Consider the following 13,682-nt stretch of genomic DNA (forward strand, 5'->3'; position numbering starts at 1 on the left):
AGAGGTGATTTTTTTTAGTATTCATCTTGAGATGAGCTCTTTCCACCCATCCAGCCTTTCACTGGCTGTACCTTCTTTTTGGGTTTCTTTCCACCATTCTTTCTAACTTCTGCTCCATCTTTCACGCTGGTCTTCTTAACCACTCGCGAGCCATCAAACTCTACATACAACAGTTTGTCGTTAGAACGCTGGAAAATCCAGAAGTACTGTCCACCCTGACCAGTTTCAACCTCATCGGGCTCACCCGCTGCCATCTGAACCTCATCTTCACTCATGCCGATACCAACATGGCCTTGACGAATCATTGCACGCGAAGCCTCACTCGTAACAACTTTCTTACCTGGACCTGGCGCAAACATCACACCGAAGAACTTCTCTGGTGCTCGTTCTGACTTATACTGATCCAGATAGCAGTCGGCAAAGAAAAAAGTGCCAAGTGTGGTATTCTTCAACTTGACGGTAGCCATATCATCTCCCTTATGAGGGGTTATCGATTCAATTACATATTCTGCCAGACGAGGAATAGACTGCATCTTATTGTAAACTTCACTCAGCATCTTCATAGGCAACTTGGTGTGTATCACCTTGCCTATATACAACTTATAGTTACGACTACTGATAGACATTACATCATCCTGAAGCTCAAAAGAGTTATTAAAAAGATGGCGAGCCTCATCAGCCACAAACTCATCTGCACGCATGCCACAGTTTGTTCTCGACATAGCTACATTCTGATAGAACTGATTGCCATCCTTATCCTCTACCACAATTTTAACAGGATACTTACGCGAACCCACACCTACGGCAACCACTTTCACCTCCATATCCTGATCTACCTCTACATCCTCAAAACCCTCACCATCATACTCAGTATCTACACGATAGTACTTAGTCTTGGTATAGAGTATCTTATCAGTCAATTTCTCCCTCGCAATATCAACATCACCAAGATAAGCCAAGGTGGGAACACCTGTCTTCTGGAAGCAGTAGTCTTCAAAAGAGCCATAACCTATCTCATAATAATAAGATTTGCCATCATCTTGACAAACAAAGTTGATAAGCGCATGACCATCCTTACTTTCAGAATGGCCCTTATAAATCATGATCTTATACTTCATTGCCAGGTTGTTCACCTCCTTACCTGTAGAGACGTTGGTAAAAGTCTTTACCACCAAATCATACTTATCTGGCATCACCATAAACTTCATACCCTCCTCCCAGTCGCACAGACTGTAGAAACGAAAGTTCTGGCTGATGAAATCCTTGGAACTCTCCTCATCCTCCTCCTTGGCTTCGGCTATTTCATCTGCCATGTGACTCTGAGCACTTTTAGTAGCACCCTTAGTCTTCACAATATAGGAGTTATTCTGGGCCGGGGCTGCCAGGAAGGCAAACACCATACAGGCGGTAAAAAACATTTTTTTCATCACTACCGATAGTTATAATATAGATTCTGTGTGCAAAGATAGAGTTTTTCGAATGAATATCCAAATATTTTGTGCCAAAATGACGTAATAAAAAACATTTTTAGCCTAAAAGGCCATTTTGGCACATGCTTTGCAATCCAAATTGTGACAAATTGAGTATAAATAATAAAAAATATAAGAATTATGGGAAAAATTATTGGAATTGACTTAGGAACTACCAACAGCTGTGTTGCCGTATTTGAAGGTAACGAGCCAGTAGTAATCGCCAACAGCGAGGGTAAGCGCACAACTCCTTCAGTAGTTGGTTTTGTTGATAACGGTGAGCGTAAGATCGGTGACCCTGCCAAGCGTCAGGCCATCACCAATCCTAAGAACACTGTTTACTCTATTAAGCGTTTCATGGGTGAAAACTGGCAGCAGACTGAGAAAGAGATCAATCGTGTGCCATACACTGTAGTCAACGAGGGTGGCTACCCACGTGTAGACATCAATGGTCGTAAGTACACTCCACAGGAGATCTCGGCTATGGTTCTGCAGAAGATGAAGAAGACTGCCGAGGATTATCTCGGACAGGAGGTTACTGAGGCCGTAATCACTGTGCCTGCTTACTTCTCTGACTCTCAGCGTCAGGCTACTAAAGAGGCTGGTCAGATTGCAGGTCTTGAGGTTAAGCGTATTGTCAATGAGCCTACAGCCGCAGCACTGGCTTACGGTGTAGATAAGGCCAACAAGGATATGAAGATTGCTGTGTTCGACCTGGGTGGTGGTACATTCGATATCTCTATCCTGGAGTTCGGTGGTGGCGTATTTGAGGTGCTCTCTACCAATGGTGATACTCACCTGGGTGGTGACGACTTCGACCAGGTAATCATCGACTGGCTGGTACAGGAGTTCAAGAACGACGAGGGTGCCGACCTGAAGAGCGATCCTATGGCTATGCAGCGCTTGAAAGAGGCTGCTGAGAAGGCTAAGATTGAGTTGTCAAGCTCTACTTCTACAGAGATTAACCTGCCTTACATCATGCCTGTAGCTGGTGTACCTAAGCACTTGGTTAAGACTCTGACTCGTGCCAAGTTCGAGCAGCTGGCTCACGACCTGATTCAGGCTTGTCTGGCTCCATGTCAGAAAGCTATGTCAGATGCCAAGTTGAGCACCTCTGATATTGACGAGGTTATCCTCGTAGGTGGTTCAAGCCGTATCCCTGCTGTGCAGACACTGGTTAAGAACTACTTCGGTAAGGAGCCTTCAAAGGGTGTTAACCCCGACGAGGTAGTAGCCGTAGGTGCTTCTATCCAGGGTGCTATCCTGAACAAGGAAGGTGGCGTAGGCGACATCGTACTGCTCGACGTTACTCCACTGACACTGGGTATCGAGACCATGGGTGGCGTCATGACCAAGCTGATTGAGTCAAACAGCACCATCCCATGCAAGAAGAGCGAAATCTTCTCTACCGCTGCTGACAATCAGACAGAGGTAACCATCCACGTTCTGCAGGGTGAGCGCCCAATGGCTTCTCAGAACAAGAGTATCGGTCAGTTCAACCTGACAGGTATTGCTCCTGCACGTCGTGGTATTCCTCAGATTGAGGTAACATTCGATATTGATGCCAATGGTATCCTTAAGGTATCTGCCAAGGATAAGGCTACTGGTAAAGAGCAGGCCATCCGCATCGAGGCTTCATCTGGCCTGTCACAGGACGAGATCAACCGCATGAAAGCCGAGGCTGAGCAGAATGCCGAGAACGATAAGAAAGAGCGTGAGCGTATTGACAAGCTGAATCAGGCTGACTCAATGATTTTCCAGACCGAGAATCAGTTGAAGGAGCTTGGCGATAAGATTCCTGCACAGTTCAAGCCAGAGATTGAGAAGGCTCTGCAGCAGCTGAAGGATGCCCACAAGGCAGGCGACGTTGCAGCCATCGACACAGCCATCGCAGCTCTGAACGCAGCTTGGCAGAATGCATCTCAGCAGATGTACCAGCAGAGCGGCGCAGCCGGTCAGCCTGGTGGCGATCAGTTCCAGGGCGGTCAGCAGCAGTCTCAGCAGGGCGGTGCTAAGCCCGAGGACATCCAGGATGCCGATTTCGAGGAGGTGAAGTAATTTTCATAAATAACGAAAGAAAAACAACAAGAAAATCCGTGTAAACCAAGTGTTTACGCGGATTTTTCACTTTATACTAATTATTGAATTTCTCTTGTTTAATTGATATTATCATCGTTGACTAGAAAAAGAATTGCATCAGTAAATCAATTATACTTATGATATCTGATGTTTCTCTTAAGATATTGTTTATTGATATCATCAATAGTGCTTAGCTCTACAAAATAACGGGAAATATCCTTGTTTTTACAAATAATGCTTTTATAATACAATTGTAAATTAAATCCAAACCATGAAATTCAATCATCGAATTTTGTTCCCAAGGAAGCAACATCAGATTCACCATAAATAATGCAGGTCAAGAGGTAATACTAAAATATATTAAATTAACACTTGTTTTATATAAATTTATATTTATATTTGTAACTTTGCACTTACATCCTACAATGCCATGCCGATGATACTTTCATTGAGATATAGAGTGGTGTAGAAAGAGGGTGGAGCACTACATATTCAGAGGTGTACAACATAAACCAAAGGTATGAATGTTACGAGTTCTGTTTTGGGGACTGGGACTAATTTAGGAAGGAACTATTTTTAATTTTCAAATAATTAAAAACTATGGATAAATATATAAGCTATAAAAGCATTCCTCAAAAATGGGGATTGAAAGATGGGGACGTGGCCTTTATTTCCTCTGATATAACAGATTTATTTGCCACATGCCTTGAAAACGGTGATAAATTTGATATTAATTCTTTTATAGATGAAATAATTAAAGTAGTAGGCAAGAATGGAACTGTTGTTTTTCCCACATACAATTGGGATTTTTGTCATAACGTTGCATTCAACTACAAAAAGACAAAGAGTAAAACAGGATGTTTGGGCGAGATAGCTCTTAAAAGAGCCGATTTCAAAAGAACAAAGCATCCTATCTATTCTTTTGCTGTAGCTGGAAAAGATCAAGAGCTATTATGTAGTATGAATAACATAACATCATTTGGATCAGATTCTCCTTTTGCATATTTTGAAAAGGTAAAAGCTAAAAATATTATCATTGATGTACCTTACAACCAGTGCTATACTTTCATACATTATATTGAACAAAAGATAGGAACACCATATAGATACGAAAAGGTTTTTACAGGTGAATATATAGAAGAAGATGGTACTTCTTCTATCAAGTCATATTCAATGTACGTAAGAGATCTTGATTTGGATGTAGTTACTGATATGTATGAGATGGGGCAACTATTTGAAGAAAAAGGACTTTCGAATAGGATTAGAATAAATGGGATAAACTTTTGGATTGTTGATATGGCATCAACCGTTCCGTTAATTGAAGATGATATAAGAAATAATCGTAGTAAGAAACTCTGTAAATACAAAGGGCAATGAACAACGTGGGACAATCTATGTATCAGATGGCAAAAAGAATGTTTCCCATCTGTCGTAGTATCACTGGTAATGGTTTCCGTGATTCATTAGGAATCATCAGAGAAGATATACCTGATATTAATGTTTTTGAAGTTCCTTCAGGAACTCAAGTATTTGATTGGACGGTACCAAAGGAGTGGAACTGTAAAGGCGGTGGTATATACCGAATAAATGGTGAGAAGGTTGTTGATTTTAAGGACACGAACCTTCACATTCTAGGTTATTCTGTCCCTATTGACCAAGTGATAAGCAGAGAGGAACTACTAAATCATATTTATACTCAACCAGAACAGCCTGACTGGATTCCCTATGTCACCTCGTATTACAAAGAACGTTGGGGATTCTGTATGAGCGAGAATCAGAAAAAAACACTTAAAGATAATCAGTATAAGGTTGTAATAGATAGTACACTCGAAGAAGGAAGTTTGACATATGGAGAACTCATCATCCCCGGAGAGACGGAAGACGAAATTCTATTTTCTACTTATCTCTGTCACCCATCTATGGCCAACAATGAACTTTCAGGCCCAGTTGTACAAGCAGAACTCATCAAGTATATTAAAGCAATGCCCAACCATCGCTATACCTACCGCTTTGTATTTATTCCTGAAACTATTGGCTCACTAACATATCTTAGCAGAAATATTGACACATTGAAGGCACGGGTAAAAGCAGGATTTGTTCTAAGCTGCGTTGGGGATGACCGTACATACTCATATATTTCAACGAAGTATGCAAACACACTAGCAGACCGTGTAATCAAAAATGTTTTAAAATTCCACTACCCCGAGTACAAAAATTACACTTTCTTGCAACGTGGTTCAGACGAACGTCAATACAATTCTTCCGGTGTTAACCTGCCAGTATGCGGTTTTTGCAGAAGTAAACATGGTGAATATCCTGAGTATCATACATCAGCAGACAACATGGACTTGATTTCTCCAGAGGGTTTACAAGGGGCTTATGATGTGATGGTCAAAGTGATTAATGCCTTGGAGCATAACTATCACTATATAATGACTTGCAAAGGAGAACCACAGCTTGGTAAACGAGGTTTGTATCCAACCATTAGCCAAAAAGGTTCATACGATTCAGTGAAAGCTATGACCAACTTTATAGCTTATGCAGATGGAGAACATGACCTAATAGGTATTTCAGACATTATAGGCTCACCTATAGATCAGTTAATTCCTGTTATAGAAAAACTCATAGCCAATAATTTACTTGTTTGTGAGTTATAGTAGTTGACGAAGAAGTGAAGTAACACCCACCAATAGATAAGATTACTATTTCCGAACGTCTTAAAAAAGTATTTAGAATAGAAAACAAATACACTGAATTTGGTCACCAAATTCAGTGTATTTGAAGAGCAAATTCAGTGAATTTGCTTGAAGTTACTTACACATAATACCTCTCTTAGTATTCTCAAGGAAGGTGATGATGTCGCGAATCTCAGGCCCATCAGGCACCTGATCCTTAATCTGATTAATAACATCAAACACACTGGTCTTTCCATGAAACAACAGTCTATATGCATTGGCTATGTGCTTCTGCACCTTAGGATCAATACCTGCCTCGTTCATGATAGTGGTGTTAGGACCACCATAAGCCAGAGGCTTGCCACCAGCCACGATGAATGGCGGAATATCGCGAGAGAAGGTACAACCGGCCTGAACCAGTGCACAACGACCGATACGGGTATTGGCATTCTGGATGGCGCTACTTGAGAAGATGACGCCATTGCCAACCTCGCAGTCGCCAGCAATCTTCACACCATAGCCAAATACGCAGTGGTCGCCCACCTTGGTATCGTGACTGATATGAGTTCCTTCAAGCAGGAAATTGCTGCTACCAATCTTGGTCACACCGTCACGATAGGTACCACGGTTGATAACCACATTCTCACGGATCACGTTGTTATCGCCAATCTCTACATACGACTTGGCACCACGGAAGTTAAAATCCTGTGGCAGGGCAGCAATAACCGAACCCTGATGAATCTTATTGTTCTTACCTATGCGTGAACCATCGAGAATGCTGACGAATGGGAAGATGATACAGTTATCACCTATTTCCACATCGTCTTCGATATATACGAAAGGAAATATCTTACAGTTGTCGCCAATCTTCGCCTTAGGTGAAATCTCAGCTTTGGGGGATATGTCGCTTGCCATAATTATCAATTTTTAATTATCAATTATCAATTTATTTTGCGCCACCACCTAGGGCCTGATAGAGACTTACAACTGCCTGCATCTTCGACAGCTGATCGCTAACCTCACTAATCTCGGCATTGAGCAGATTACTCTGAGCAGTGATAACCTCGAGATAGGTAGTGTTGCTCGATGATTCCATCAGTCGCTTGGTGTCTTCGACATTCTTCTGCAATACTGCCACACGCTTACCATCAAGTTCGGCTTTCTGCGCATAAGAGTTGTAGGCAACAAGTGCATTAGACACCTCATTACCAGCCTTGTAGATGGCATTCTGCCACTTGTTGTAAGCCTGCTCGTACTGCATCTTTGCAACCTTCAATCCTGCAACAATCTGTCCGTGCTGGAAGATAGGCTGAACCAGTGAACCAACAGCCGAGAGCAACCACTTTCCTGGATTTACCACACCATTATTATTGGTGAAAGCAGCAGTACCTGTGATTGTGATGTTAGGATAGAATCTGCTACGGGCTGTCTCCACATCATAGAAGCACTGTGCTAGCGACATCTCGTACTGATGCACATCGGCACGGTTGGCTAACATCTGGATGCCTACGCCTGTTGAGAGTTCGGTAGGCAAGCTCTGCTCGGCAAACTTTCCACGAGGGATGGCCTGACCAGGCTGACCCAGCAGCAATGAGAGTGAGTTCTCAGTCTCGCGCATCTGACGCTCCAAATCAACGTGCTGTGCCTGCACCTGATAGTAGGCAGCCTCTGCACTCTGAACAGCAGTAGAACGGTATCCCGCACGATTCTCGTGCATAAACTGCATCTTCTCCCAAGTCTCCTTAGTGAGCTGTTCCATATCTGTAACTATCTCCAGCTGACGATCCAGCATCAACAGGGTGTAATACAGATTGGCAATGGCAGAAATCACATTGGTCTTTACCACTGTCTGGTAGTCCTTGGTAGCAATCAGCTGCATCTGCGCAGAACGCTTTACACTGAGCAAGTTGCCAAACAGGTCAACATTCCAACTGGCCGAAACAGGCAGTTGGTAGGACTTGGTGGCAGCAGCACCATCAAACGAGGCAAGTGTGCCTTGAGGACTGAGTACTACTGATGGCAGGAAGGCCAACTTGGCCACCTTGAGTGCCTCGTTTACCATCTGTACATTGAGGGCAGCATTCAGCAGATCGGGATTGTTATCAAGTCCCTGCTGGATGAGTGCCTGCAACTGTGGATCGGTGAATACCGAGCGCCAAGGCATATTGCCAAAGGTGGTGGTATCCTGTACAGCCAAAGTATCGGTCAGCGACTTAGTGTCGCGAATCAATCCCTTGGTATCCACCTCGGGGCGCTCGTATTTATTATAGAGTCCGCAGCTCGACAGCAGCAATGCTGCAGACATGCATATCATGAGTTTCTTCATATTACTTCTCCAATTCATAATCTTCTGATTTTTTATGTGCATACTGAGCCAACTCGGCAGCAACCTCAGCATTCTCCTCATCCTCGAACTTGATAGGACTGATCTTCTCCTGCAGAGTCTGGAAGATAACGAACAGTGTGGGCACCACGAACAGCTGCAGGATAGTACCAATGAGCATACCACCCACGGCAGCAGCACCCAGCGTCTGGTTACCATTCTTACCTACACCGCTGGCAAACATCATTGGCAGCAGACCGATAACCATGGCCAGTGAGGTCATGAGGATAGGACGCAGACGAGCAGCAGCACCAAGAACAGCCGACCAAGAGATGGCCATACCCGTCTGACGGCGCTCGAGTGCGAACTGTACAATCAGAATGGCGTTCTTAGCCAACAGACCAATCAGCATGATGAGTGAAATCTGCATGTAGATATCGTTGGCATGACCAAACAGGTTGGTGAACAAGAAGCAACCAGCCAATCCGAATGGAACAGAGAGTACTACTGACAGTGGCAGGATGTACGACTCGTACTGTGCCGACAAAATGAGGTAGATAAAGATGAAACACAGCAGGAAGATGATACCTGTGGTGTCGGAAGCCTTAGCCTCCTCACGGGTCAGACCTGAGTAGTCGTAGGTATAACCACTGGGCAGCATTGTAGCAGCCACCTCGTCGATAGCCTTCAGCGCCTCACCGGTAGAATAGCCATCAGCCACAGTACCTGTCACGTTGATAGAGGTGAACAGGTTGAAGCGGTTGATGTTCAACGGACCATAGACACGCTCAAGATTACAGAACTCCTTAACAGGCGACATGCCCGCAGGTGTGCGTACATATATACTATTAAGCGACTCGGGCGTCATACGTGTCTCAGGTGAACCTTGAATCATCACACGATACAGTTTACCGAACGAGTTGAAGTTAGAACCATACAGTCCGCCATAGTATCCCTGCAGTGTGCTGAGCACAGCTGTTGGCGAGATGCCCGACTGCTTACACTTAGCCACATCCACATGAACCATGTACTGAGGATAGCCAGGGTTGTAAGAGGTTTGTGCCGACTGGAACTCAGGACGCTTGTTCAGCTCGGCCAGGAACTCCTTAACCACGCCGAAGAATCGGTTCAGATCGCCACCAGTACGGTCCTGCATAACCAGCGAGATACCCGAGTTAGCAGAGAAGCCAGGAATCATTGGGGGCGAGAAAGCCAGAATCTGTGCATCCTTGATATGAGCTGTCTTGATAAAGATCTGGGCAATCACACCGGTCGCATCGTAAGGATTGATGAAGAAGCGATAGATACCATCGCCCTGCCACAAACCAGAGAGTTTCCACCAGAATCCTTTCTGACGCTCCTCGAAGGGCTTCAGCTTGATGATAAACGTACCCTGGTCGGAACCAGCACCTGCGATAAAGTTATAACCCTGAACCATCTCACGGTTCTTAATAGCAGGAAGCTGCGACAGGATAGAATCTACCTGTAGCACGACCTCTTTGGTACGAGCCTCGGAAGTGGCAGGAGGCATAGAGATGGTACAGAACAGTGTACCAGTATCCTCATCAGGCACCAGACCTGTCTTGGTAGTCACGAAAGTAACAGCCAGCACGACGATACCCACAACGACGGTACCGATAATTGCCAATGGCTTGCGCACCAGTTTCTCGAGAATACCACGGTATTTAGCGGTTGTGGTTTCGAAAGCCACGTTGAACGACTGGTGGAAACGATCCACGCGCGACATCTTCTTTTCGTGACCATCCTTATCGTGAGGTTTCAGGAACACAGCACACAAGGCTGGCGACAGTGTCAAGGCGTTAACAGCCGAGATAATAATGCTGATAGCCATGGTTACACCGAACTCACGATAAAAGGTTCCTGATGTACCACCAATGAATGATACAGGCACAAACACAGCAGCCATCACAAGGGTGATAGAGATGATGGCACCCGAAATCTCGTTCATGGCATCGATAGATGCTGTAAGAGAACTCTTGTAACCCTGGTCGAGCTTTGCATGCACAGCCTCGACCACCACGATGGCATCATCCACCACGATGGCGATGGCCAGCAGCAAGGCCGACAGTACCAGCAGGTTGATAGAGAAGCCCATCACATTCAGGAAGAAGAATGTACCTACCAGTGATACAGGTACGGCAATCAGTGGGATGAGTGTAGAACGCATGTCCTGCAGGAAGATATATACCACGAAGAACACCAGTGCCAGTGTCATGAAGAGGGTGAATACAACCTCCTCGATTGATGCATAGAGGAACTCGGTCACATCGTAGTTGATCTTCACTTCCATGCCCGGTGGCATCAGTTTCTTCTGCGACTCCAGCTCGGCCTTTACCTGCTTGGCAATCTCATTCGCATTCGAACCAGCCACCTGCTGAATCATAGTCATAACCGAAGGAACACCATTGTTCTTCATCGATACCGAGTAGCCTTCACCACCCAGCTCAATCTTAGCCAGATCCTTCAGTTTCAGTGTCTGTCCGTTGGCATCACTCTTGATAATAATGTTGCCAAACTCCTCGGCAGTACGGAAACGACCGGTATAACGCATCGAATACTCGTAAGCCACATTGGGAGCCTGCTCACCAAACTTACCTGGTGCAGCCTCGATATTCTGCTCGGCCAGTGCAGCTGTGATATCCGAAGGAATTAAGCTGTGCTGCTTCATTACATCGGGCTTCAGCCATATACGCATAGCGTAGGTCTTCGAGCTGAATCCAGAAGCATCACCCACACCCTCGATACGCTTCAGTGCAGGCACGATGTTGATGGCGTTATAGTTGGTCAGGAACTCATCGTCGTAACGACCGTCGGATGTCAGTGAATACATCAGTACCTGTGACGACTGACGTTTTACCACGCGCACACCAATCTGGTTAACCTCGGAAGGCAGCAGAGCAGTGGCCTGACTCACACGGTTCTGTACGTTTACGGCACACATATCCGGATTCATACCCTGACGGAACATCACCTGAATCATAGCCGAACCTGGTGATGCTGTTGAGGTGATATAATCCATTCCCTCAACACCGTTGATACTCTCCTCAAGTGGCGTAACCACGGCATTCTTCACCGTCTCGGCATCGGCACCTGGGTAGCTACCCATGACCACGATGTTAGGCGGCGCAATATTCGGATACTGCTCGATAGGAAGCGAGACCAGTCCGATGAAACCCAGCAGCACGATGAGGATAGAGATCACCGTTGACAGTACCGGGCGTTTTATAAAATTCGTAAAAGTCATTATTTCTTAACTCTTAATTCTTAACTCTTAATTACTTCATAGCACCAACGATGTCGCCGGCAGTCATAGCCTTAGCCTGCTCGTCGATCTTCTGCTGATAGCGCTCTGGGGTGATGGGCACAATCTCCATACCGTCGGTAAGTTTGGTGATACCATTGGTCACATACTTGTCGCCAGTCTTCAGTCCAGCTGTCACCATGTAGTTCATACCATCGTTCTGTGGAGCAACCTGAATCTCGCTATACTTCACCTTGTTGTCGGCACCCAGCAGGTAAACGAACTTTTTGTTCTGAACCTCGGATACAGCCGACTGTGGGATGATGATGGCCGACGAGTTGCTGTGAGGAATCACGATAGCACCTGAGCCACCACTCTTGAGCACGCGCTGTGGGTTCTGGAACAGGGCAATCATCTGTACCGAACCAGTAGCAGCGTCGATCACACCGCTCATTTTGGTTACAGTACCATCCAGATTATACAAAGTACCATCGGCCAGCTTGAGCTTAACTGGTGGGAACTTTGATACGGCAGCATTCTGACCACCTTCGCCCTTGCTCATCTCGAGGGCATCCTTCTCGGTTACCGAGAAATAAACCTCCATCGACGAGTTGTTTGATACGGTAGTGAGCACATTACCTGTGCTTACCAGAGCACCAACCTTATAAGGCAGAGTACCTACCACACCAGCAACGGGACTCTTCACATAGCAGTAGCTCAGCATCTCCTTATTAGATGCCAACAAAGCCTCAGCCTGAGCTACAGTAGCCTTAGCCTGCTCGTACTGATTGGTAGCCTGCTGCAACTCGAAGTCACCAATCACGCCATTTTCATGCAGCTTCTGCGCATTCTCAAAACTCAACTTAGCAGTATTGAGCGAAGCCTTTGCTGTATTCACGCTGGCCTGAGCCTGACGTACTTGAGCCTGATAAGTAACATTGTCGATAACGAAGAGCACCTGTCCGGCGCTTACTGTCTGACCTTCCTTTACATTGATCTGAGTAATAAAACCAGCCACTTTAGGACTAATCTGAACATCCTGTACACCCTTGATTGTTGCAGGGTAAGTGGTCTGTGTAGTAGAACTCTGAGTACCAACTGCTACAACAGGATACTCATTGTCGCCAAAGCTGGGGCGACCACCGCCACCACCACATGATGAAAGAATCAGTGATGCTGCGGTCAAAACCAAAAACATTTTTCTTTTCATACTAACTATTTGTCTCTAATTTAATCCAAAACACAATTCAACCCGAAAACTTTGCGCAATGCGCGGGGTTTTCGGGTTGCAAAGATACGAAAATTATATCTTACGATATAGTTTCGTGAATGAAAATTTAACGTTTATTGCCTATAGCTAATAGAGCAACGCACTTTTTAACATTTAGAATGGGAACACCAAGCCCACGTTCAGGGTGCTATGACCATCGTACTGAGTCTTGTAGCAGTACTCCACTTTGAACGAGAGATTGGGGTTGAGTGGGTACTCCATACCGCAACCGATATTCAGTCCAAGCTTAGAGTCGCTTCCCTCGTCATAGCTCCATCCCATCACGTTCAGACCAGCCAAAGGATAAACGATGAACTGGCTGTTAGGGATACGGAACAGATACTCAACATTAACATTAGGATTCCACATACTCATGTGATCCTTGTTAAAATAATAATCGAACTGGGCTACACCACGCCAATTCTCAGTAAACTCATACCCAATGTTAGCACCGATACCACAGTTATTAGGTGAATCGAGCAAATAATCAAAATGGCCACTTACAGTGGTTTTTCCTACCTGAGCGAATGATGTCAAACTGAACATCACTGCACAAATTGCCAAAACAATCTTTTTCATAATCTCAGTCTTTTTTAAATTAATA

9 protein-coding genes are annotated in these 13,682 nt (G+C 45.0%); 3 read left to right on the forward strand and 6 right to left on the reverse strand.

Annotated features, from left to right (window positions below):
• Positions 1–14: 14 nt before the first annotated feature.
• Positions 15–1,427, reverse strand: coding sequence for a hypothetical protein (locus tag T360_RS0102575; protein ID WP_028911410.1), 1,413 nt, complete (start codon positions 1,425–1,427; stop codon positions 15–17).
• Between the two features lie 183 nt (positions 1,428–1,610).
• Between T360_RS0102575 and dnaK the strand changes: the two genes are divergently transcribed.
• From dnaK to T360_RS0102590, 3 genes are all read left to right on the forward strand, one after another.
• Positions 1,611–3,527 (forward strand): molecular chaperone DnaK, encoded by a 1,917-nt coding sequence (dnaK, locus tag T360_RS0102580; protein WP_028911411.1) that lies wholly within the window; start codon positions 1,611–1,613, stop codon positions 3,525–3,527.
• 621 nt (positions 3,528–4,148) lie between these two features.
• Complete coding sequence (locus tag T360_RS0102585; protein WP_028911412.1) at positions 4,149–4,925, forward strand: AAC(3) family N-acetyltransferase; 777 nt, start codon at positions 4,149–4,151, stop codon at positions 4,923–4,925.
• Entirely contained in the window at positions 4,922–6,205 is a 1,284-nt protein-coding gene (locus T360_RS0102590) for a DUF4910 domain-containing protein (RefSeq protein WP_028911413.1), read from the forward strand. Before T360_RS0102585 ends, T360_RS0102590 begins: the two co-directional genes overlap by 4 nt.
• A gap of 153 nt (positions 6,206–6,358) precedes the next feature.
• Here T360_RS0102590 and lpxA read toward each other — a convergent pair whose 3' ends face one another.
• The 5 genes from lpxA to T360_RS15635 form a co-directional block, all read right to left on the reverse strand.
• Complete coding sequence (gene lpxA, locus T360_RS0102595) at positions 6,359–7,138, reverse strand: acyl-ACP--UDP-N-acetylglucosamine O-acyltransferase (RefSeq protein WP_028911414.1); 780 nt, start codon at positions 7,136–7,138, stop codon at positions 6,359–6,361.
• Positions 7,139–7,169: 31 nt separating this feature from the next.
• Complete coding sequence (locus tag T360_RS0102600) at positions 7,170–8,549, reverse strand: TolC family protein (RefSeq protein WP_028911415.1); 1,380 nt, start codon at positions 8,547–8,549, stop codon at positions 7,170–7,172.
• Position 8,550: 1 nt separating this feature from the next.
• Positions 8,551–11,811, reverse strand: coding sequence for an efflux RND transporter permease subunit (locus T360_RS0102605; protein WP_028911416.1), 3,261 nt, complete (start codon positions 11,809–11,811; stop codon positions 8,551–8,553).
• A 31-nt stretch (positions 11,812–11,842) separates the two neighbouring features.
• Complete coding sequence (locus T360_RS0102610; protein WP_028911417.1) at positions 11,843–13,018, reverse strand: efflux RND transporter periplasmic adaptor subunit; 1,176 nt, start codon at positions 13,016–13,018, stop codon at positions 11,843–11,845.
• Positions 13,019–13,192: 174 nt separating this feature from the next.
• Positions 13,193–13,657, reverse strand: a complete 465-nt coding sequence (locus tag T360_RS15635; protein WP_051523308.1) for an outer membrane protein — start codon at positions 13,655–13,657, stop codon at positions 13,193–13,195.
• Positions 13,658–13,682: the final 25 nt, after the last annotated feature.

Origin of the sequence: Prevotella sp. MA2016, from assembly GCF_000619825.1 — a bacterium.
Classification (GTDB): Bacteria; Bacteroidota; Bacteroidia; order Bacteroidales; family Bacteroidaceae; genus Prevotella.